Origin of the sequence: Georgenia subflava, from assembly GCF_009193155.1 — a bacterium.
Lineage (GTDB): Bacteria > Actinomycetota > Actinomycetes > Actinomycetales > Actinomycetaceae > Georgenia > Georgenia subflava.
This window is the reverse complement of the sequence record NZ_VUKD01000006.1, coordinates 71,036-92,795: the sequence shown is the minus strand read 5'-3', so window position 1 is coordinate 92,795 and position 21,760 is coordinate 71,036. Positions and strand designations below refer to the sequence as shown.

Annotated in this window: 20 protein-coding genes; 1 reads left to right on the top strand and 19 read right to left on the bottom strand. The window is 74.3% G+C overall.

The window, feature by feature from the left end:
* Positions 1-58: 58 nt before the first annotated feature.
* The 19 genes from GD748_RS17750 to GD748_RS17660 all read right to left on the bottom strand — a co-directional run bounded on the left by GD748_RS17750 (position 59) and on the right by GD748_RS17660 (position 20,773).
* A complete protein-coding gene (locus GD748_RS17750) occupies positions 59-736 on the bottom strand; it encodes a DivIVA domain-containing protein (protein WP_152815847.1) in 678 nt (225 codons plus the stop codon).
* Positions 737-848: 112 nt separating this feature from the next.
* Positions 849-1,151, bottom strand: a complete 303-nt coding sequence (locus GD748_RS17745) for a YggT family protein (RefSeq protein ID WP_152196572.1) — start codon at positions 1,149-1,151, stop codon at positions 849-851.
* A 2-nt stretch (positions 1,152-1,153) separates the two neighbouring features.
* Positions 1,154-1,657: a cell division protein SepF gene (locus GD748_RS17740; protein WP_152196571.1), complete on the bottom strand. Its 504-nt coding sequence runs from the start codon at positions 1,655-1,657 to the stop codon at positions 1,154-1,156.
* A gap of 114 nt (positions 1,658-1,771) precedes the next feature.
* Positions 1,772-2,593 carry a polyphenol oxidase family protein gene (locus GD748_RS17735; RefSeq protein WP_152196570.1) on the bottom strand — a complete coding sequence of 274 codons (822 nt, stop codon included), beginning with the start codon at positions 2,591-2,593 and terminating at the stop codon, positions 1,772-1,774.
* Between the two features lie 5 nt (positions 2,594-2,598).
* Positions 2,599-3,891 carry a cell division protein FtsZ gene (gene ftsZ, locus GD748_RS17730; RefSeq protein ID WP_152196569.1) on the bottom strand — a complete coding sequence of 431 codons (1,293 nt, stop codon included), beginning with the start codon at positions 3,889-3,891 and terminating at the stop codon, positions 2,599-2,601.
* Between the two features lie 154 nt (positions 3,892-4,045).
* Complete coding sequence (locus GD748_RS17725) at positions 4,046-4,783, bottom strand: cell division protein FtsQ/DivIB (protein WP_193313010.1); 738 nt, start codon at positions 4,781-4,783, stop codon at positions 4,046-4,048.
* A 308-nt stretch (positions 4,784-5,091) separates the two neighbouring features.
* Positions 5,092-6,456: a UDP-N-acetylmuramate--L-alanine ligase gene (murC, locus tag GD748_RS17720; protein ID WP_152196624.1), complete on the bottom strand. Its 1,365-nt coding sequence runs from the start codon at positions 6,454-6,456 to the stop codon at positions 5,092-5,094.
* A gap of 34 nt (positions 6,457-6,490) precedes the next feature.
* Positions 6,491-7,657: an undecaprenyldiphospho-muramoylpentapeptide beta-N-acetylglucosaminyltransferase gene (gene murG / locus GD748_RS17715; RefSeq protein WP_405002704.1), complete on the bottom strand. Its 1,167-nt coding sequence runs from the start codon at positions 7,655-7,657 to the stop codon at positions 6,491-6,493.
* Positions 7,650-8,939: a putative lipid II flippase FtsW gene (gene ftsW, locus GD748_RS17710; RefSeq protein WP_152196567.1), complete on the bottom strand. Its 1,290-nt coding sequence runs from the start codon at positions 8,937-8,939 to the stop codon at positions 7,650-7,652. Before ftsW ends, murG begins: the two co-directional genes overlap by 8 nt.
* Positions 8,936-10,414, bottom strand: a complete 1,479-nt coding sequence (murD, locus tag GD748_RS17705) for a UDP-N-acetylmuramoyl-L-alanine--D-glutamate ligase (RefSeq protein WP_226921584.1) — start codon at positions 10,412-10,414, stop codon at positions 8,936-8,938. Before murD ends, ftsW begins: the two co-directional genes overlap by 4 nt.
* Positions 10,411-11,496, bottom strand: coding sequence for a phospho-N-acetylmuramoyl-pentapeptide-transferase (gene mraY / locus GD748_RS17700; protein WP_152196565.1), 1,086 nt, complete (start codon positions 11,494-11,496; stop codon positions 10,411-10,413). The genes murD and mraY overlap by 4 nt, the downstream gene beginning before the upstream one ends.
* Positions 11,493-12,935, bottom strand: coding sequence for a UDP-N-acetylmuramoyl-tripeptide--D-alanyl-D-alanine ligase (locus tag GD748_RS17695; protein ID WP_152196564.1), 1,443 nt, complete (start codon positions 12,933-12,935; stop codon positions 11,493-11,495). The genes mraY and GD748_RS17695 overlap by 4 nt, the downstream gene beginning before the upstream one ends.
* A complete protein-coding gene (locus tag GD748_RS17690) occupies positions 12,932-14,701 on the bottom strand; it encodes a UDP-N-acetylmuramoyl-L-alanyl-D-glutamate--2,6-diaminopimelate ligase (protein WP_405002703.1) in 1,770 nt (589 codons plus the stop codon). The genes GD748_RS17695 and GD748_RS17690 overlap by 4 nt, the downstream gene beginning before the upstream one ends.
* 50 nt (positions 14,702-14,751) lie before the next feature.
* Complete coding sequence (locus tag GD748_RS17685; protein ID WP_152196563.1) at positions 14,752-16,554, bottom strand: peptidoglycan D,D-transpeptidase FtsI family protein; 1,803 nt, start codon at positions 16,552-16,554, stop codon at positions 14,752-14,754.
* Positions 16,551-16,949 carry a hypothetical protein gene (locus GD748_RS17680; RefSeq protein ID WP_152196562.1) on the bottom strand — a complete coding sequence of 133 codons (399 nt, stop codon included), beginning with the start codon at positions 16,947-16,949 and terminating at the stop codon, positions 16,551-16,553. Before GD748_RS17680 ends, GD748_RS17685 begins: the two co-directional genes overlap by 4 nt.
* Complete coding sequence (gene rsmH, locus GD748_RS17675) at positions 16,946-17,968, bottom strand: 16S rRNA (cytosine(1402)-N(4))-methyltransferase RsmH (protein ID WP_152196561.1); 1,023 nt, start codon at positions 17,966-17,968, stop codon at positions 16,946-16,948. The genes GD748_RS17680 and rsmH overlap by 4 nt, the downstream gene beginning before the upstream one ends.
* Positions 17,969-18,143: 175 nt before the next feature.
* Positions 18,144-18,575, bottom strand: a complete 432-nt coding sequence (gene mraZ / locus GD748_RS17670; protein ID WP_152196560.1) for a division/cell wall cluster transcriptional repressor MraZ — start codon at positions 18,573-18,575, stop codon at positions 18,144-18,146.
* A gap of 514 nt (positions 18,576-19,089) precedes the next feature.
* A complete protein-coding gene (locus tag GD748_RS17665) occupies positions 19,090-19,470 on the bottom strand; it encodes a DUF3040 domain-containing protein (RefSeq protein WP_152196559.1) in 381 nt (126 codons plus the stop codon).
* Positions 19,471-19,519: 49 nt separating this feature from the next.
* Positions 19,520-20,773, bottom strand: coding sequence for a DNA polymerase IV (locus GD748_RS17660; RefSeq protein ID WP_152196558.1), 1,254 nt, complete (start codon positions 20,771-20,773; stop codon positions 19,520-19,522).
* Between the two features lie 49 nt (positions 20,774-20,822).
* Here GD748_RS17660 and GD748_RS17655 point away from each other — a divergent pair, with 49 nt between their 5' ends.
* The gene (locus GD748_RS17655) at positions 20,823-21,695 is read left to right on the top strand and encodes a spermidine synthase (RefSeq protein WP_152196557.1); all 873 of its coding nucleotides are present in this window, start codon (positions 20,823-20,825) and stop codon (positions 21,693-21,695) included.
* The last annotated feature ends 65 nt before the right edge of the window (positions 21,696-21,760 follow it).

The following is a 21,760-nucleotide window of genomic DNA, read 5'->3' as shown; positions in this document are numbered from 1 at the left end:
AAGACGGACGGCGACGACCCGAGGGTCGTCGCCGTCCGTGCGGCTGGGTGGTCCGGGGTCAGATTCCCTCGGCCTTGGGCGCACCGCTCTCGACGTTGCTGAGCAGCGACTCGAGGTAGCTCTTCAGGCGGGTGCGGTAGTCGCGCTCGAACGTGCGCAGCTCGTCGATCTTGCGCTCCAGGAGCGAGCGCTCCTGCTCGAGCTGGGTGAGGGTCCGGTTGTGCTGGTCCTCGGCCTCCTTGATGATGCGCTGTCCCTCGGTCTGGGCCTCGGAGACGAGGCGGTCACCCTCCTCCTTGCCGTTGCGCACGTACTCGTCGTGCAGGCGCTGGGCAAGAGCGAGCATCCCGGTCGCGGACTCGGGCTCGCCACCCGCCGCGGCCTGCGCGGCCGTCGGCTGTGCGGGTGCGGCGAAGGACGCCTGGGGAGCCGGCTGGGCCGGGGCCTCCTCGACGGCGGGCTCCTCGACCGGCTCCTCCGTGGGCTCCTCGGCAGGGGCGGCGGCCGGCGCGAAGCGGGCCTCGTCACCGGCACCCTCACCGCGGCTCAGCTCGGCGATGCGGCGCTCGGCGGCGGCAAGCTTGGCCTTGAGCTCCTCGTTCTCACCGGTCACCACGCGCAGCGTGTTGACCACCTCGTCGAGGAAGTCGTCGACCTCGTCCTGGTCGTAGCCCTCCCGGAACTTGGTGGGCTGGAACTTCTTGTTGAGGACGTCGTCTGCCGTGAGCAGCGCCATAGTCGTCACCTCGGTGTCGTGTCGGTCGGTCATGAGCCTTCGGTCCCGCTGCTCACGGGAGCAACCGTAGCGGACCGTAATCTGGAAGTGCCTGCGTTGACATTAGCCGCGATCACGCGAGCGTAAGAAATGCGAGGTACCGCACGAGACTGCGGGCGAGGGACACCCCGATGAACAGCACGAGGAACCCGAGGTCGAGGCTGACCTGGCCCAGCCGCAGCGGCGGGATGAACCGGCGCAGGAAGCGCAGCGGCGGATCGGTGAGGGCATAGACCCCGTTGGCGACGACCAGGAGCACTCCGGTCGGCCTCCAGGAGCGCGCGAAGACCTGCACCCAGTCGAACACGAGGCGCACGATCAGGACGAGCAGGTAGAGCAGCAGCAGCAGGTCCAGCGCCCCGAAGATCAGAGACAAAGTCAGCTCTGGTTGAAGAAGCGACCGGGGATCTGGTCGTTGTCGGCGTGGTCGGTCTCGATCTCGACGGTCGCGGGCGAGAGCAGGAACACACGGTTGGTCACGCGCTCGATGGCGCCGTGCAGGCCGAAGACCAGGCCGGCCGAGAAGTCGACCATGCGCTTGGCGTCCGACTCGCTCATGCCGGTGAGGTTCATGATGACGGGGGTGCCGTCGCGGAAGGCCTCGCCGATCACGCGGGCCTCGTTGTAGGTCGAGGGGTGCACGGTGACGATGCGGCGCAGGTCCTCGGTCACCACGGGCTCCTCGGTGTGCAGTGCGGCGGCGCGGGAGATCGGCGTGACCTCCGCGCGGTGCTCGGTGCGCTCGGCACGCTCCGTGCGCTCACGCTCGGGACGAGGCTCCTCCTCGTCGCGGTAGGCGTCCTCAGGGGCGTCGTCGTAGTACTCGTCGTCCGGCTCCGCCAGCGACAGGTACTCCATCATCTTGCGCATCGTTCCGGCCATCGCTGCTCCTCGGTGCTCATCCCTGACCGGCCCCGCGGTGGGGCGGCCTGCTGCTGTGCCTGACGCTAGACCAGCGCCGGGACCCGCCGGAGCACGTGGGCGCGGCGTGTCGCGTCACGCCCGCACCGGCGGTCCGCCCGCCGCGACGGAGCGCACGACGCCGACGAACCGACCGGTGGCACCCGTCCCGTCGCGACCGGCCCGGCGGTACGAGTAGAACCGCTCGTCCTCCAGCGTGCAGGCCGCCACGTGGTCCACGTGCCGCACCCCGGCGGCGTCCAGCTGGTGGCGCACCCCGGCGACGAGGTCCAGCCCGGGCGTGCCCCAGGAGGTCGACGACGCCGTGCCGGGCACCTGCGCCTCAACCTCGTCGCGCAGCGCCGCGGGCACCTCGTAGCAGCGACCGCAGATGCTGGGACCGATCGCGGCGTGCAGGGCGCCGGCACCGCGGGTCCGCATCGCGTCGACCGTGGCGCCGAGCACGCCACGGACGAGTCCCTGGCGGCCGACGTGAGCGGCGGCGACGACGGTCCCGCCCGTGTCGGCGAGCAGCACCGGGACGCAGTCGGCGACCAGCACCGCGACGGCGGGCGGCTCAGCGCCGCTGCGCACCTCAGCGCCGCCGCGCACCGCGACCAGCCCGTCGCACTCCCCCTCGCTGGCACCGGTAACCCGCTCGACCACCCGCACCGTGGCGCCGTGGACCTGGTCCATCCACGCGACCGGGCCGCCGACGACGGCCGCGAGCCGCTCACGGTTGTCCGCCACCGCGCCCGGGTCGTCACCCACGTGCAGCGCGAGGTCGAGCCCACCGGTCGGGCCCGACGCCGCGTACGGGCCTGCCGAGACGCCACCGGCGCGCGTGGTGAAGGCACCACGCGCGCCGGGGCCGAGCTCGGCGGGCAGGAGCGGCAGGCGTGCTGTGCCGTCCGCCACCGGGCTCACTTGAGGAAGTCGGGGATGTCCAGGTCCTCGTCACGGCGCGCGCGGGCCGGCTCCTCGTCGAACACGCGCGGCACCTCGAAGTCCCGCTGCTGCTTGGGCCGGCCGTCCTCGCCGATGAAGGCCGGCACGCCGTTGCCGTTCGTCGACGGCGCGGGGGCGGGCGTGGCGGCCGACGGGACCGGCGTGGCACCGGGCGTGGGCAGCGCGGCCCGGTGGGCGCCCGCCTCGACCGGCTCCGGCGAGCTCGGCGAGGGAGCGGGGGCCGGCGGGACGGCGGCGGCCTGCGGGGCTACCTGCCCGACGGGACGGCCGGTCTGCTGCTGCCGCCCGGAGACCGGTCCGGCCCCCTCGTCGAAGCCGGCGGCGATCACCGTGACGCGGACCTCGTCGCCGAGGGCGTCGTCGATGACCGCACCGAAGATGATGTTCGCCTCCGGGTGCGCGGCCTCCTGCACCAGGCGGGCCGCCTCGTGGATCTCGAAGAGGCCGAGGTCGGAGCCACCCTGGATCGACAGCAGCACGCCGTGCGCGCCGTCGATGCTCGCCTCGAGCAGCGGCGAGGAGATCGCGAGCTCGGAGGCCTGGACCGCACGGTCCTCGCCGCGGGCGGAACCGATCCCCATCAGGGCGCTGCCGGCGCCCTGCATCACGGACTTGACGTCGGCGAAGTCGAGGTTGATGAGGCCGGGCGTGGTGATCAGGTCGGTGATGCCCTGGACACCGGAGAGGAGGACCTGGTCGGCAGACTTGAAGGCGTCGAGGACGGAGACGCCACGGTCGGAGATGGAGAGCAGACGGTCGTTGGGGATGACGATGAGGGTGTCGACCTCGTTGCGCAGGGCCTCGATGCCGGACTCGGCCTGGACGCCGCGGCGCCGCCCCTCGAAGGTGAAGGGCCGGGTGACCACGCCGATCGTCAGCGCACCGAGGGAGCGGGCGATCCGGGCGACGACGGGCGCGCCGCCGGTGCCGGTGCCGCCGCCCTCGCCGGCCGTCACGAAGACCATGTCGGCCCCGCGCAGGACCTCCTCGATCTCCTCCGCGTGGTCCTCAGCCGCCTTCTTGCCCACCTCCGGGTCGGCGCCGGCGCCGAGCCCACGGGTGAGCTCACGGCCGACGTCGAGCTTGACGTCGGCGTCGCTCATGAGCAGTGCCTGGGCGTCGGTGTTGACGGCGATGAACTCAACGCCCTTCAACCCGACCTCGATCATCCGGTTGACGGCGTTCACGCCGCCACCGCCGATGCCCACCACCTTGATCACTGCCAGGTAGTTCTGCGGTGCCGCCACGTCGGTCCCTCTCGTCGTCCTGCGGAGCCCAACCCTCAACCTCTACCTCAGGGTTAGACTTATGTCATTTTCTGCCACTGGTGACGCTAGGTCCGTGGGGTTCCCGGAGCAACGACCGGTCGTGGTGTGTCGCGCGTGTCGCGGCGGATCTTGCCTACGCGCTCGTCGTCGGGGTACGGGGAACCGAGACGTCGTAGACGCCCGCCGGCTCCTCGCGCAGGACTGCGAGCACCTCGGCCTTGAGCTCGCTCTCCTCCGCGCTCCCCCAGCGCACCGTCGCGCCGTCGTCGAGCGTGAGCATCACCTGCTCGGGGGTGGTGGCGCCGGCCTGCGCCACCTGCCCGAGCAGCTCCTCGGGCAGCACGCCGAGCACGGTGAGGACGGCGTCGAGCGCCGGAGCGGTCTCCTCGGAGCTGGTCAGCGGCACGGTCACCTCGGGCAGGCCCTCGGGGACCTCCGCGGCCGTGGCCACCTGCACGCCGTCGGCGTCGACGAGGACCCAGCCGCCGTCGGTCGCCGCCGCCGCCGCCACCGGCACCCGGGGCACGACGGTGATCGCCAGCCCGTCCGGCCACGAGCGGGACACCTGCGCCTCGCGGACGGTGGGGATCTCGGCGATCCTGCCGGCCACCTCGGCGGTGTCCACCCGCAGCAGGGGCGTACCGACCTCGTCCTCGACGACGGCGACCACCGTCGCCGGGTCGACCGGGTCGGCCACGCCGTCGACCTTGATCCTCTCCGCGTCGAGCGCCAGCAGCGGCGAGAAGAGCAGGACCCACGCGAGACCGGCGAGGACGGCGAGCACCAGGAGGGTCCAGGCGCCGCGGCGGAGCAGGAGCCGGCGGTCCGCGGCGGCCCGCTCGGCCATGCGGGCGGCGAGGCCCGTGATCACGGCCGCCGGGGCCTCCCCCTCGGCGCGGCCCTTGCGGCGGGCCAGGACCAGCCGGGCCCCCGTGCGGGCGGGCCGAGGCTCGGAGGAGGTGCTCGACCCGGCCGCCGGCGTGGCTGGTGCACTCTCGGGCGTCCGGCCGGCGGGCGCGCCCGCCGGCCTGCGAGCCGCGGGCGGGCGGGCGGGTTCGCGCTCGGGCCTCGTGCCCGGGTGGCGGTCAGGACGACCGGTGACCGCGCGGCCGTGCCGGGCGGCCGGCTCGCGCGCGGGCGGGGCCTCGGGGCGGCGGGGCCTCGGAGCGGCCGGCTGCCTCATGCCCGTTCCCGCAGCCGGTCGAGGATGAGGTCACCGAGCTCGGTGACGTCCCCCGCACCGACGGTCATCACGAGGTCGCCGGGCTCGGCGAGGTCGGCGACGACGCGCGCGGCGGCGAGCCGGTCGGCCACATAGGTCGCCCGCTCCCCCGCGCCGTGCGCCGCCATGGCGCGCGTGATCAGCGAGCCGTCCACCCCGGGCACCGGGTCCTCGCGGGCCGCGTAGACGTCGGTGACGACCGCGCGGTCGGCCGCCGCCAGGGCGGCGGCGAACGCGTCGGCGAAGCTCTGGGTGCGCGAGTACAGGTGCGGCTGGAAGACGACGAGGACGCGCCCCTCGCCGGCCTCGAGACGGGCGGTGGCCAGGGTCGCGGCCACCTCGGTGGGGTGGTGGGCGTAGTCGTCGACCACCCGCACCCCGGCGGCCTCGCCGCGCGGCTCGAAGCGGCGTCCCGTGCCGGTGAACTCACCCAGCGCGGCCGCCATCTCGGCCGGGCCGACACCGAGCTCGAGGCCTGCGCACCAGGCGCCGACGGCGTTGAGCAGCATGTGCGCGCCCCCGACCCGGAGCTCGAGGTCGGCCTCGAGCACCCCGCCGGCACCGGTGCGCCGCACGTGCGCGCGAGAGCCGTGGCCGGTCATCGACGTGGGCGTCGGCCGCGCGTGCGCCTCGACGCCGGCCGGGGCGTCGCCGGCGCCGTAGGTGACGACCCGCGTGCCGGCGGCGACGGCGTGGTGGACCAGGTCCCGGGCGCCGTCGTCGTCCGCGCACGCCACGAGCAGGCCGCCGGGCACGATGCGGGCCGCGAAGTCCTCGAACGAGCGCCGGAAGGCTGCCTCGGAGCCGTGGTGATCGAGGTGGTCGGGCTCGACGTTCGTCACGAGCGCCACCCGCGGCGTGTAGTTGAGGAACGAGCCGTCCGACTCGTCGGCCTCGGCGACGAAGGCCGGGCCGGTGCCGAGGTGCGCGCCGGTGCCGAGCGCGAGCACCGTGCCGCCGATCGCGTAGGACGGGTCCTGCCCGGCGCCGCGCAGCGCGACCGCCAGCATCGCCGACGTCGAGGTCTTGCCGTGGGCTCCGGCCACCGCGACGAAGTCGCGCCCGGCGGCGGCACGCGCCAGCGCCTGCGACCGGTGCAGCACGGGCATCCCGCGCTCCCGCGCAGCGACGAGCTCCGGGTTGGACTCGCGCACCGCCGTGGAGACGACGAGCGAGCCGGTGGCCGGCACGTGGGCGGCGTCGTGCCCGAGGTAGGTCCGGACCCCGACGAGGCGCAGGTGCTCGAGCACGGCGGAGTCGCGCTGGTCCGAGCCGGAGACGCGGTGGCCGCGGGCGGCGAGCAGCTCGGCGACGGCGGACATCCCCGCCCCGCCCACACCCACCAGGTGGAAGCGCTCAGCCACGGCCGGCCCCCCGGGCCGCCTCGCGCACGAGGGCGGCGAGCCGGGCGGCCCCGTCGCGGGGCCCGACACCGGCGGCCGCGGCGCCGCGGCGGGCGAGCGCCTGCGGGTCGCTCAGCAGGGCGACGACCTCCCGGGCCACCCAGGCGGGCGTGAGCTCGGCGTCCTCGACCAGGACCCCGCCGCCGGCCGCGACGACGTCGGCGGCGTTGAGCCGCTGCTCGCCGTTGCCGAACGGCAGCGGGACGTAGACGGCCGGCAGGCCGAGGGCGGCGAGCTCGGAGACCGTGCCGGCGCCGGACCGGCACAGCACCAGGTCCGCGCAGGCGTAGGCGTGCTCCATCGCCGGCAGGTACTCGCGGACGTGGTACCGGTCCGCCGCCTCACGACCGGCACCGGCCAGCGTCGCGCGGACCGCCTCGTCCTTGCCCCGCCCGGTGAGGTGCAGCACCTGCACGCCCGCACCGGCCAGAGCGTTCGCGGCGCCTGCGACCGCCTCGTTGAGCCGCTGGGCGCCGAGCGAGCCGCCGGTGACGAGCAGGGTGGGCAGGTCCGGGTTCAGACCGAGCTCGGCGGCGCCGGCCACGCGACGCCCGGTGGCCCCGTCCGTCGTCGCCCGGTCGGCGACCAGGGTGGCGACGGCGGGCCGCAGCGGCAGGCCGGTGACCTCGGTGCGCCCGCGCGCCGCGCGCAGCTCGGTCGAGGGGAACGTCAGGGCGACGACGGCGGCCCAGCGGGCACCGAGCCGGTTCGCCAGGCCGGGCCGGGCGTTCTGCTCGTGCACGACCACGGGGACGCCGAGCCGGCGGGCGGCGAGGTAGGCCGGCGTCGCGACGTAGCCGCCGAACCCGACGACCACCTCGGCCGCCGTCTCGGTGATGGCCACGTCCGCGGCGCGCACCGCGGCGCGCAGCCGGCCGGGCAGGCGCAGGAGGTCCGCGGAGGGCCGCCGGGGCAGAGGTACGCGGGGCACGATCCGCAGCGGGTACCCGGCCGCCGGCACCAGGGTGTGCTCGAGTCCGGCCTCGGTGCCCAGCACGGTGATCTCGGCCCCGTCGTCGCCGGCCAGGGTGGCGGCGGTGGCCAGCAGGGGGTTGACGTGGCCGGCCGTGCCGCCGCCGGCGAGCAGCACCCGCAGGGGCGGTCCGGGCACCTCAGCCACGACGGACCTTGCCGACGACGGCCATCGACCGGCGCACCACGCCCTTGCGGGTGGCCAGCGCCTGCGCGGCGCCCGGCTCTGATCGTGCGAAGGCCAGCAGCACACCGATCGCGATGAGGGTGGAGATCATCGCCGACCCGCCGGCGGAGACCAGCGGGAGCGGGATGCCGATCACCGGGAGGAGGCCGATGACGACGCCGATGTTGACCAGGGCCTGGGCCAGGATCCAGCTGGCGAGAGCCGCCGTCGTGATCTGGACGAACGGGTCGCGGTGGCGCCGCACGATGCGGAACATCCCGATGGCGAGCCCGCCGAAGAGCGCGAGCACCAGCAGGGTGCCGAGCAGGCCCAGCTCTTCGCCGATGATCGCGAAGATGAAGTCGTTGTGCGCCTCGGGCAGGTAGGACCACTTCTCCCGCGAGGCGCCGAGGCCGACGCCGGAGACTCCGCCGGTGCCCAGGCCCCACAGGCCGTGCTGGGTCTGGAAGCCCGCGTCCAACGGGTCCGACTCGCCGAGACCGAGGTAGGAGAGCACCCGGGCGGTGCGGCTGGCGGAGGAGACGACGAGCCCAGCGGCGGCGCCGGCGCCGAGCACCCCGAGGATCGCGAACCAGCGGAGCGGCAGCCCGGCGACGAAGTAGGAGCCCACCACGAGGGCGACCATGACCAGCACGGTTCCCATGTCGTGCCCGGCGAGGACCAGCCCGGTCGCCAGGGCGGCGCCGATGGCGCCCGGGATCAGCGCGTGGCGCCACTGCCCCAGCAGCCGGCCCTTGCGGGCCAGCACGAGGCCGAGCCAGAGCGCGAGCGCCAGCTTGAGGAACTCCGAGGGCTGGATCGTCTGGTTGATGCCCGGGAGGTAGATCCAGTTGACGTTGCCGTTCTTGCCCCGCGCCAGCGGGGAGAAGATCAGCAGCTGCAGCGCCAGGGCGCCGAGGAAGGCGGGCCAGGCGAGACGGCGGTACCAGTCCACCGAGATCCGGGAGGCGATCACGGCCATCGGGATCCCGATGATGACGAACTTCGCCTGGTTGAGGAACTCCACGTAGGGGTTGCCGTCGTTGGCCCGGATCGAGTCGATGGTGGACGCCGAGAGGACCATCACCACGCCGAGCGCCAGGAGCAGCAGCGCCGCACCGGCGACGAGGTAGTAGCTCAGGGCGGCCACCTCGGTGGCGGCAGTGTCGCTCCCCCGACCCCGTGCGCGGGCCGCGCCGGTGCGCGACGACGTCCGGGCGGGCGCGATGCGCGGCCGGCGCCGGAGTCCGTCGAGGGTGGTCATGGGGTGCCTTCCTGGAGGGCGCGGGCGGCCCGGGAGAAGGCCTCGCCGCGCTCGGCGTAGCTGCGGAACTGGTCCATCGAGGCGCAGGCCGGTGCCAGCAGCACGGTGTCGCCCGGCCGGGCGAGCCGAGCCGCCTCCGCGACCGCCCGCGTCATCACGGCCCCATCCTCGCCAGCGTCGACCTCGATCACCGGGACGTCGCCCGCGTGTCGCGCCAGCGCCCCGCGCAGCGGCTCACGGTCGACGCCGATGAGGACGACGGCGCGCAGCCGGTCACGCCGGGCGAGCACGAGCTCGTCGAAGGTGGCGCCCTTGGCGAGCCCCCCGGCCACCCACACCACCGTGCCGGCAGGCAGGGAGCCCAGCGAGGCCTCGGCGGCGTGGGCGTTGGTCGCCTTGGAGTCGTCGACGTAGGCGACGCCGTCCACGGTGGCGACGAGCTCGATCCGGTGGGCGCCGGGGGCGTAGTCGCGCAGGCCCTGGCGCACGTGCTCGGGCGCGACGCCGTGGGCCCGGGCCAGCGCCGCGGCGGCGAGCGCGTTCGCCACCACGTGGTCGGGCACGTCGCCGCCGGCCGGCGCCAGGTGGGCGAGGTCGGCGAGGGTGCCGAGCTCGACGGCGGCGCGGTGCCGGTCGGGGCCGAAGGCGCGGTCGACGAGGTACTCCTCGACGAGGCCGAGCCGGCCGACGGCTGGTGTGCGCAGCGTCGTGCCGACGGCGCGCGCCCCCTCGACGACGTCGGCCTCCTCGACCATCGCCAGGGTCTGCGGGTCGGCCTCGTTGTAGACGCACGCGACCTGGGTGCGCTCGTACACGCGCGCCTTGTCGGCCCGGTACCGCTCGTACGAGCCGTGCCAGTCGATGTGGTCGGGCGCGATGTTCAGGCAGGCGCTGGCCTGCGGGGAGACGCTGTGGGTGGAGTGCAGCTGGAAGCTGGACAGCTCCACCGCGAGCACGTCCACGCCCCCGCCGGCGGCGACCCGGACGATCGGGGTGCCCACGTTGCCCACGGCGGCGGCCCGCTCGCCGGCGGCGGCGAGGATGGTGGCGAGCATGGACACGGTTGTGGTCTTGCCGTTGGTGCCGGTCAGGGTCAGCCACGGCGCGCGCGAGCCGTCGGCCCGGCGGGCCTGCAGCCGCCACGCGAGCTCGACCTCGCTCCACACCTCCACGCCGGCGGCCGCGGCCCTGGTGTGCAGGGGCGAGACGGCGGGGATGCCGGGCGAGACGACGACGACGTCGGGGGCGCCGGCGAGCACCTGCTCGGCGAGCCCGGCCGGGTCGGCGGCGGCGCGCAGCACGGCGCCGGCCGGCACCTCGCCGCTCTCCCGGGCGGCGTCGAGGGCGGACTCGGCGGCGTCGTGGCCGCTCAGCTGCGCACCGGTGGTGCCGAGCACCTCCAGCGCGGCCCGGCCGGAGGTGCCCAGGCCGACGACGGCGACCCGGGCGCCGTCGAGATCCTGCGGGAACGTCATGCCACCGACACCCATTCGGCGTAGAACAGGCCCAGCCCGGCTGCGGCGCACAGGGCGCAGATGATCCAGAAGCGGACCACGATGGTGACCTCGCCCCAGCCCTTGAGCTCGAAGTGGTGGTGCAGCGGCGCCATCCGGAACACCCGTTTCCCGGTGGCCTTGAAGAAGCCGATCTGGATCACGTCGCTCATGACGATGATGACGAAGAGCCCGCCGATGATGGCAGCGAGGATCTCGGTGCGGGTGAGGATCGACAGGCCGGCCAGCGCACCGCCGAGGGCGAGGGAGCCGGTGTCGCCCATGAAGATCTGCGCCGGCGAGGTGTTCCACCACAGGAAGCCGAAGCAGGCACCGACGATGGCGGCGGTGACGATGGCCAGGTCGCGCGGGTCGCGTACCTCGTAGCAGCCCTGGCCCGGGTCGACGAGGTACTGGCAGGACTGGTTCGACTGCCAGATCGTGATGACCGTGTAGGCGCCGAACACGAGCATGGAGGCGCCGGTCGCGAGCCCGTCCAGGCCGTCGGTGAGGTTGACGGCGTTGGACCAGGCGGTGATGAGGAAGTTCGCCCAGATGACGAACAGGACCAGGCCGACGGCGGCGCCGGCGAACGCGAGGTCGATCCCGGTGTCCCGGATGAAGGAGATCTCGGTGGAGCCGGGCGTGCGGTAGTTCTCGTTCGAGAACTGCAGGGCGAGCACGGCGAAGGTGATGCCGATCGCGGCCTGGCCGATGATCTTGCCCTTGGGGTTCAGGCCGAGAGAACGCTGGCGGGAGATCTTGATGTAGTCGTCGAGGAACCCGATGAGGCCGAGGCCCACCATGAGGAACAGCAGGAGCAGGCCCGAGGCGTTGGGCAGCCGCCCGGTGATGATGTTCGCGACCGTGTAGCCCAGCACGGTCGAGGCGATGATGATGACGCCGCCCATCGTGGGGGTGCCGCGCTTCGTGAAGTGGGCGGTCGGCCCGTCCTGCCGGATGAACTGGCCGTAGTTCTTGGCCACCAGGAGGCGGATGAAGAGCGGGGTCCCCGCCATCGAGAGCACGAGCGCCACGGCCGCGGCGATCAGCACGGACATCATGCGGTGGTTCCCCCCTGCGGCCCGGCCAGCAGCTTCTCCGCCAGCCGCCAGACACCCGACCCGTTCGATCCCTTGAGCAGCACCACGTCACCCTCGCGCAGCGACTCCACGAGGTGCTCGTGCGCGGCCTCGAGGTCCGCCGCCTCGACGACCTCCGGCCCGGCCGGTGTGCGGGCCGCCGCGGCGAGCGCCGCCGTGCCGGCCCCGACGGCGAGCACGATGTCGACCCCGAGCCGCGCGGCCTCGGCGCCGACCGCGGCGTGCTCGGCCGCGGAGTCGGTGCCCAGCTCGAGCATCTCGCCCAGGACGGCGACGGTCCGACGCCCGCCGGCCATGCCGACGAGCGCCCGCAGGCCGGCCCGCACCGAGTCGGGGTTCGCGTTGTAGGAGTCGTCGATCACCGTCACGCCGTCGGACCGCTCACGCACGTCCATGCGGTGCGGGCTGGCGGCGCCGGCACCGGCCAGCGCGGTCGCCACGGCGGCCAGGTCCACGCCGAGGTGCAGCGCCACGGCGGTCGCGGCGAGGGCGTTGTGGACATGGTGCTCACCGACCAGCGCGAGCGCGACGTCGGCGGTGCCGGCCGGCGTGTGCAGCTCGAAGGCGGCGCGCCCGCGGTCGTCGACCGTGACCCCGGTGGCGCGGACGTCCGCGCTCTCGTCGAGCCCGAAGGTCAGCACCCGGCCGGGCGCGAGACCCGCCATCGCCATCACGCGCGGGTCGTCGGCGTTGAGGACCGCGGTCCCCGCCGGCACCAGCCCCGCGACGAGCTCGCTCTTGGCGCGGGCGACGTTGTCGATGCCGCCGAACTCGCCCAGGTGCGCGCGGCCCACGGCCAGCACCACGGCGACGTCGGGCGGGGCGACCGACGTGAGGTAGTCCAGGTTGCCGACCCGGTCCGCGCCCATCTCGAGCACGAGGGTGCGGGTGCTCTCCCGGGCACGCAGCACCGTCAGCGGCAGCCCGATCTCGTTGTTGAACGAGCCGGGCGGGGCGATGCGCTCCCCGAGGGGTGCGACGAGGCCGGCGAGGAGGTCCTTGGTGGTGGTCTTGCCGAACGACCCGGTCACCGCCACCACGTGGAGCGGGTCGGCCGGGTCGCGGCGACGGCGGAGCTCGGCGAGCACGTGCCGGGCCAGCGCGCCCAGGGCCGCGGCGACGTCGTCGACGACGACCAGGCGGGCGGCGTCGGCCCCGGCGAGGATCACCTGTTCGGGCCGGGACACCAGGGCCCCGGCGGCCCCGGCGTCGAGCGCACCCACCACGAAGTCGTGGCCGTCGACCCGCTCGCCCACGAAGGCGGCGAAGAGCGCGCCCGGGCCGGCCTGGCGGGAGTCGGCGACGACCTCGCCGGTGACGTCGGGCGCGCCGTCGCCCACCGGCGCGGCGGGGTGGCCGCCCGTCGCGGCGGCGACCTCGGCAAGGGTCATCGTGATCATCGGCGCTGTCCTCCGGCGCGCGCCGCCAGGGCGGCGCGCACCTCCTCGCGGTCGTCCAGGTGGTGGGCCACGCCGGCGACCTCCTGGACCGTCTCGTGTCCCCGGCCGGCGACGAGGACCGTGTCGTTCTCGTCGGCCTCGAGGACCACGGTACGGATGGCCTCCGCCCGGTCGGCGATCTCGCGCACCGTGGTGTCGGGCACAGCCCCGGTGGTCCCGGCCAGGACCTCCGCGCGGATCTGCCCGGCGGGCTCGTCGTGCGGGTCGTCGTCGGTGACGACGACCACGTCGGCGCCCTCGACCGCCACGCGTCCCATCTCGGGTCGCTTGACGCGGTCCCGCTCGCCCGCGGCACCGAAGAGGACCACGAGACGGCCGACGGTGCCCGGGCGGACCGCCGCGATCGCCTGGGCGAGGGCGTCGGTGTTGTGCGCGAAGTCGACGATCACGCGCGGGTGCTCGGCGAGCTGCTCCATGCGTCCGGGCACCTGGGGACTCACCCCGCCGGCCGCGTCGAGAGCGGTCTCGAGGGTGGCGGCGTCGACACCGCTCGCGAGCACCATGGCGACGGCGAGCGCGGCGTTGGCGAGGTTGAAGTGGCCGGGCAGGGCGGTGCGGGTGCGCACCGCGCTGCCGTCGCGGCGGGCGAGGGTGAAGGCCGTGCCGGTGCCCTCGGGCCGGGCCTCGACCACCCGCCACTCGGGATCGGCGTCGGCGACGTCGGCGTCGGCGTCGGCGCGGACGGCGAGCCCCAGCACCTGGCCCGGGTGCGCCGAGCGGCACTCCGACAGCAGCCGCCGGCCCCAGGGGTCGTCGACGAGGACGACGCCGCGCCGGGACCGGGCCGGGGCGAAGAGCGAGGCCTTCGCGGCGAAGTACTCCTCGACGGTGCCGTGGAAGTCGAGGTGCTCGGGGGTGAGGTTGGTGAACCCGGCGACGTCGTAGACGAGCGGGTCGACGCGGTGCAGCGCGAGGGCGTGCGAGGAGACCTCCATGACGAGGTCGTCGACGTCGTCCTCCACCATGGCGGCGAGGAGGGCCTGCAGCTCGGCGGGCTGCGGGGTGGTGAGGGTCGCCGGCACGGCCCGCTCCCCCACCCGGACCTCGACGGTGCCGATCAGCCCGGTGCGCCGACCCAGGGCACGCAGGGTGTGGTCGAGCATGAACGCCGTCGTGGTCTTGCCGTTGGTGCCGGTCAGCGCGAACGTCCCCAGAGTCTCGCCCGGCGTGCCGTAGAGGTGGGCGGCGAGCGACCCCAGCAGGGCGGGGACGTCGTCGGCGAGGAGCACCGGCACACCCAGCGGTTCGTCGGCGGCGAGGAGGTCGGCCCCGGCGGGGTCCGTGAGCACGGCCGCCGCACCTGCGTCGACGGCGGCCCGGGCGAAGCGGGCGCCGTGGACGTGGCCGCCGGTGTGGGCGGCGAACAGCTCACCGCCGCGGACCTGACGGTTGTCGGCGGTCACCCCGCGGACCTGGACGTCGGTGTCCGCGCTCCCGGCACCCGTCGAGCCACCGGGGACTGCGGGGCTCCCGGGGACTGCGGGTCGCCCGGCACCCGCGGGGCTCCCGGGAACTGCGGTGCTACCGGGGACAGCGGCGCTCCCGGCACCCGCCGACCTCTCAGGGACCGAGACGAGCCCGAAGGCGGCCGCGACCTCGCTGAGGGAGTGCGGGGCGGGGGCGACCGGCCGCAGCGGTGCCAAGTCCTGGGTCGAGGGCGTCCCGGCGCGCGAGGGCGCGGGCGTAGGCGTGGGGTCCGACGTCACCGGCCCATTGTTGCCCCTGGGCGCGTCGGCTTCCTCCCCTGCGAGGCGGGTCACTCCTCGTCCGTGTCGAGCCGCAGGTCCGGGGCGGGCTCGGTGCTGGGCGGCACGCCGAGCTGGTGGAGCGCGAAACCCGCCACGTCGCGGAACACCGGGGCGGCGATGACACCGCCGTAGGACATCCCGGCCGGCTTGTACATCACCACGCCGACCGCGATCCGCGGGTTCTCGGCGGGGACGAGCCCGACGAAGGACCCGAGGCGCGAGCTGAGCCCGCCGGCGCCGTCGACGATCTGCGCGGTGCCGGTCTTCGCCGCGACGCGGTAGCCGTCGACGCGTCCGACGATGCCGGTGCCCTCGTCCGCCATGACGCTCTCCATCATGGCGATCATCTCGGCGGAGGTCTCCTCGGAGAAGACCTGCTCGCCGGGCTCGACCTCGGTGGGCGTGAAGTCGCCGTCGCCGTCCGTGAGACCGTCGACGACGTGCGGGTCCATGCGCACCCCGCCGTTGCCGAGCGTGGCGACCATGGAGGTGTTCTGCAGCAGGGAGACGCTCATGCCCTGGCCGAACATCGTCGTGTACCGGGTGCGCGAGTCCCAGGTGTCCGGGTCGCGCAGCACGCCGGGCGTCTCGCCGGGCAGCTCGATGCCGGTCCGCTCGCCGAACCCGAGGCCGCGCATGTAGTCGTACCGAGTCCGGTCGTCCATGAGATCGCCGATCTGCACCGTTCCCGTGTTCGAGGACATGGCGAGCACGCCGGCGGTCGTGAGGTGGAAGGTCTCGTGGTCGCTGTTGTCGCGGAAGCTCTGCCCGTTGGGCATGGTGATCCGGTCGGGGACGGTGAACTCGGTGTCGATCTCCACGAGCCCCTCCTCCAGCGCGGCGGCGAAGGTCGGCAGCTTGCCGGTGGAGCCCGGCTCGTAGGGTGCCGAGACCGCCCGCGACCCACGGTCGGCCTGCTCCCAGTCCTGGTAGCTGCCGGGATCGACGGTGTTGGAGTCCGCCATGGCCAGGATCCGCCCGGTGCCGATCTCCTCGACGACGACGGCGCCCCACTGGGCGCCCCACTTGGCGACCTCGGCGTCGAGCTCCTGCTGGGCGTAGAACTGCAGGTCGCGGTCGATGGTGGTGTGCACGGTCTGGCCGGGCACGGCCGGGACCTCCTCGCGCAGCCCGGTCGGGATGACCTGACCGGTGCCGCCGATCTCGACGGTCAGCGAGCCGTCGGTGCCGGTGAGCTCGTCCTCCATGGAGTACTCGAGACCGGCCATGCCGTCGGCGTCGCCGTCGCCGTCCTGGTCGGCTCCGACGTAGCCGATGACGTTGCCGGCGGTCGTGCCGTTGGGATAGATCCGCTCGGTCGTCTCCTCGGGCTCGATGCCGGGGATCCTCAGCGCGTCGATCTCGCGCCACTGCTCCGGCGTGAGGCCCTTGGCGATGTAGACGAAGGTCGACTCCCCGACCAGCTGCGCGCCGAGCTCGGCCTTGTCCCGGCCGAGGAGCGGCGCGAGAACCTCCGCCGCGGCGGCCGCGCCGCTCGACAGGACCTCGCCGGTCTCGTCGTCCTTGAGCTGGTAGTTGCGCACGAGCAGCTGGTTGACCCCGACGTTGTAGCGCTCGACGGAGGTCGCCAGCACCTCGCCGTCGCTGTCGACGATGTCACCGCGCGGTGCCCGGATCAGCGACGTGCGGGTCCGGTCGTCGCGGGCCTGCTCGGCGAGCTCCGGCCCCTGGACGGCCTGGACGTACACGAGCCGGCCGCCGAAGACGAGCAGGACCGTGAGGACGAAGACGAGGACGGACTGGCGGCGCAGGCGTGCGCCCCGGTCGGTCGCTGCCGCGCCGGCGCTCATCCGGCGTCCTCCTCCGGGCCTCCCAGGATGCTGCGCTCGGCGAGCAGGACGAACCGGATGTCCTCGGCGCGGACCATGCCGAGGGCGTCGGCATGGCTCTGGAGGACGGCCGGGGACCCCGCCTCCTCCACCTGGGCGAGGAGGGACGCCTCGGACTCGTCGAGCCGGTTCAGCGCGCGCTGCTGGTCATGGATCTCGTAGGCGGTGGCGGCCATCTGGGTGTTGAGCAGGAGGACGCCCAGGAGCGCCGCGGCCAGGATGGCGGCGCACAGCAGCAGGTAGGGCACCAGGCTGCGGGCCGGTGAGGGGCTCGGCACCACCTCCAGCCGCGGACGCCAGGCGGGGGTGGTTCGGGGGGCGGTCGCTCTCGGGGCGCGCGCCGGCACAGAGCTCATGCGGCATTCCTCCTGGGGCTCCGGGGGCGGGGCGGGGGCGTCGTGAGGTGGTCGGGGGTCGGTCTGAGGCGTTCGGCGGCCCGGAGCCGGACCGAGGCGGCCCGCGGGTTGCGGGCCTGCTCCGCGGCGTCGGCCTCCTCGGCGCCGCGGGTGAGCAGCTTGAGGTACGGACGGTGCGTCTCGGGCTCGACCGGCATGTCCGGCGGCGCGAAGCTGGTGGCGCCGCGGGCGAGCACCGCCTTCACCGCCCGGTCCTCGAGGGAGTGGTAGGACTCCACGACGATCCGGCCGCCGACCGTCACGGCCTCGACGGCGCGTGGCAGCGCCCGCTCGAGCACCTCCAGCTCGCCGTTGACGGCGATCCGCAGCGCCTGGAAGGTGCGCTTGGCCGGGTTCCCGCCGGTGCGCCGCGCGGCCTGGGGGATGTTCTCCCGCACGATCTCGACGAGCTCGCCGGTGCGGGTGAGCGGGGCGCTCTCGCGCCGCCGGACGACGGCGGCGGCGATGCGGCCGGCGAACTTCTCCTCACCGTAGACCCTGAGGATGCGACGCAGCTCGGCCTCCTCCGCGGTGGCGAGGAGCTCGGCGGCGGAGATTCCGGCGCTCTGGTCCATCCGCATGTCGAGGGGGGCGTCGTGCGCGTAGGCGAAGCCCCGTCCCGCGTCGTCGAGCTGGAGCGAGGAGACGCCCAGGTCCATCAGGACGCCGTCGACGGCGCCGCCGCGGCCGTGCTCGGCAGCGACGTCGTCGATGTGGTCGTAGGTGGTCCGGACCGCGGTGAACCTGTCGACGAACGGTGCGAGGCGCGCGCCGGCGAGCTCGATCGCCTGCGGGTCGCGGTCGATTCCCACCACCCTCAGTCCGGGGAAGCGCCGCAGGGCGGCCTCGGTGTGTCCCCCCATGCCGAGCGTCGCGTCGATGAGCACGGCTCCGGGGGCCCCGACGGCGGGGGCGAGCAGGTCCAGGCAGCGCTGGGCGAGCACGGGCACGTGCAGCGACGCTGCATCCGCCTGGCTCATGGGCTCTCCTGGTCCGCTCGGTGCGTGGAACTGCTGGTAGGTGCTGGTCGGGGGCCCTCCACCGCCCGACCAGGACTCCCTCCGCCTGCTCTGACGCCGGGGAAGTGCGTCAGAGTCGCGGTGAGAGACCTCGTCGTGCGGGGTGAGGTGGTGCTTCGGGTGCTGCTGCGGCGGATCAGAAGAGTCCGGGGACCACCTCCTCGGCCGTCTCGGCGAACGCCTGCTCCTGCTCGGCCAGGTAGGTCTCCCAGGCGCTCGCGTCCCAGATCTCGATCCGGGTGCCGGCGCCGATCACGGCCAGCTCGCGTTCGAGACCGGCGTACTGGCGCAACGGCGAGGGGATCGTGATCCGCCCCTGCTTGTCCGGCACCTCGTCGGCGGCGCCGGAGAGGAAGACACGCAGGTAGTCACGGGCCTGCTTGCTCGTGACCGGCGCCTGGCGCAGACGGTTGTGCATGTCCTCGAACTCTCGGGCGGGGAAGGCGTACAGGCATCGCTCCTGGCCGCGCGTGAGGACGACCCCGGGAGCGAGCTGGTCACGGAACTTCGCGGGGAGGATCAGCCGCCCCTTGTCGTCCAGGCGAGGCGCGTGGGTACCAAGGAACACTCGGCACCCCCTTCTCGCGGTCGGCCGTCACCAGTGCGCCCCACATTACTCCACTTCACTCCCCCGTCAACGCAGAATGCATGAGATTCGGGTGCGGAGGCCCGAGAAATCCGCAGACTGGCGCGGCGGGAGGGCGGTGGAGGGAATTGGCGAGCCTGGCCTCGTCCGAGTGCGGGTTCGGCTCGACGGCCAGGCTCGACGCCGTCGAGAATCCTTGTGATCCCGCAGGTCGTCGCAGATGAGTGCACGGCGAGCACCGCATCGTGGAGCGAAGTGGAGGCGGTGGAGCTCGGCGGCGGGAGGAGTGCCCGGCCGGCCGGTGGAGCGAGGTGGAGACGACGAGCCAGGCGTCGGGTTCGGCAAGCAGGTGGAGCGAGGTGGAGGCTGCCGCGCGAGGAGGGTTCAGCCGGACGGTGGAGCGAGGTGGGGGGCCGGGGACGTGGCGGTGTCTCGCCCGGAGACTGACGACGGCCCGCGGCAGGTGCCGCGGGCCGTGGTCGTCAGGTGGTGCGGGTCAGCGTCCGCGTTCCTCGTTGCGCCGGTTCCACCGGTCCTCCTGGCGCTGCATGAAGCCACCGGCCGAGGGACCGGCTCCGGGGCCTGCCGTCTTCTTGCCGCGGCGACCGCGACGGGCGCCGCCGCGCGGGCCGGTGATGGCGAGCATCACACCACCGAGCATGAGGACGAACCCGAGGATGCCGAGCCATACCTGGCCGGTCGCGACCCCGCCGACCAGCCCGCCGAGGCCGGCGATGAAGAGCAGGACGCCGAGGCTCAGCCGACGCACGTCGGGCCGCGGCTTGTCAGCGAGCGTGCTGGCGAGCTTGGGGTCGTCGGAGCGCAGCTGCTGCTCCATCTGCTGGAGCATGCGCTGCTCGTACTCTGAGAGAGGCATGGGACCTCCAGTTTCGCCCGACGCCCGCCGGTCGGCGGCGGTGTACTGATCAGGATATGTCCCCGGACGCGCTCGGGGAAGCCGAGCGGTCTTTCCGTCCGAGGAGCGAGGCAGGCCGCAGCAGCTGCGGACCGAATCGGGCTCGCACCCCGTCCATCGCGCGCTCCGCCAGCGCCTGGTGCGGGTCCTCGTCGAGGGCCGCCTGGACGCCCGTGCTGACCGCGCTGGAGAGCCGCTCGGCACGGACGCCGAGCAGACGGACACCGTCGGGAGGGATGTCGACGGCGGCCAGGAGATCACGGGCGGCCGCCACGATGTCGTGTGCGAGGTCCGTCGCGGCGGGCAGCGTGCGGGTGCGCGTCAGAGTGGTGAAGTCGGCGAACCGGACCTTGATCGCGACCGTACGGGTGAGGACCGCGTCCGCGCGGAGCCGGGCGGCGCACTGGTGGGCCTGCTCGAGCAGCACGCGTTCCAGGTGCGACCGGTCGGTCACGTCGCGGGCGAAGGTCGTCTCGGTGCCGACCGACTTCTCGACCCTGGTCGGCTGGACGGCGCGAGCGTCCCGGCCCCAGGCGAGGTCGTGGAGTCGCTGGCCGGCGGCGACGCCGAGCGTGCGGTGCAGGGTGGGCAGCGGCGTGTGGGCGAGGTCCTCGACGGTGTCGAGCCCGTGCCGCTCGAGGACCTCCCGGGTCTTCTCGCCCACCCCCCAGAGCGCACCGACGGGCAGCGAGTGGAGGAACGGCACCGTCGCGGCGACCGGCACCATGAGCAGCCCGTCCGGCTTGGCGTGGGCGGAGGCGATCTTGGCAACGTGCTTGGTGGCGGCCACACCGACGGAGGCCGGCACGCCGGTGCGCGAGCGGACCTCGCGGCGGATCCACCGGGCGATCTCGACGGGCCGGCCCATCCGGCGCAGCGCGCCGGAGACGTCGAGGAACGCCTCGTCGATGCTGACCGGCTCCATCACCGGTGTCACCTCGGCCAGGACGTCCATCACCTGGCGGGAGACCTCGGAGTACCGGTCGTGCCGACCGGGCAGCACGACGGCCTCCGGGCACAGGAGCCGCGCACGCGAGGCAGGCATGGCTGAGTGCACGCCGTACGCGCGTGCCTCGTAGCTGGCGGCAGCCACCACCCCGCGGTGGTCCCCGCCCACGATGACCGGACGCCCGCGGAGCTCGGGGCGGTCGAGCAGCTCGACCGAGACGAAGAAGGCGTCCATGTCGACGTGGAGGATGGTGCAGCCGGCGTCGTCCTCGCCCCAGGAACGGCGCGCCGCCGCGCTGCGCGGGGACCTGCTCATGGGCCACCCCCGGGTCTCGACACGTCCGCTGCCAGGTTAACGTGGCCGGGTGCCAGACCGTCGCCGTCGCCCCGCAGCCCGCCGGCCGGCCCTCCCCGACCTGCCCACGGAGCCGGTGCCCACCTCGCTGGGCACGGCGAGCATCCGCCGCGAGCCGGGCGCCCCGCACCGCGTGACGCTGATGCTGGGAGGAACGGAGAGCTCGCACCTGGATCTCCTCGACCCGGCGTACCTCGAGTTCGAGTACATGCAGCAGATGGTCGCCGTGCTGGACGCCGCCCGCCCGGAGGTGCCGGTGCGGGCCGTGCACCTGGGTGCGGCGGGCTGCGCGCTCCCCCGGGCGCTCGAGGCCCGTCGCCCCGGTTCGACGCAGCTGGCCGTCGAGCTCGACGAGGTGCTGGCCGGTCTGGTCCGGGACTGGTTCGACCTGCCCCGCTCCCCACGCCTTCGGATCCGCACCGGTGACGCGCGCGCCGTCGTCGCCACGCTCGGCGACGGTGCGTGGGACCTGGTGGTCCGGGACGTGTTCGACCACGCCGAGGTGCCCCGGCACGTCCGCACCCGTGAGGCGGCGGCCGAGGTGCGGCGGGTGCTGACCGCGGACGGCCTCTACCTCGTCAACCTCACCGACCACCCGCCGCTGCACAAGGCGCGGGTGGAGGTGGCGACGCTCCAGGAGGTGTTCGACCACGTCGTCGCCATCGCCGACCCGGCGATCCTGCGGGGCCGCCGCTACGGGAACGTGGTGCTGGCGGCCTCGCCGGCACCGCTGCCGGTCGCCGCGCTCGAGCGGGACCTGCGCCGCCTGCCGCTCCCGGTCCGCCTGCTGCACGGTCCGGACCTGTCCTCGTTCCGCGGCACGGCGGCGCCGGCGGCAGATCCGCCCGCACCGGACGACGGAGGCGCGAGGACGCCGTCCTGACGACGAGGACGCCGGCTGTGCCACTCGCCGGACAGATGAAGGGGTCCGCACCGTCGTGGTGCGGA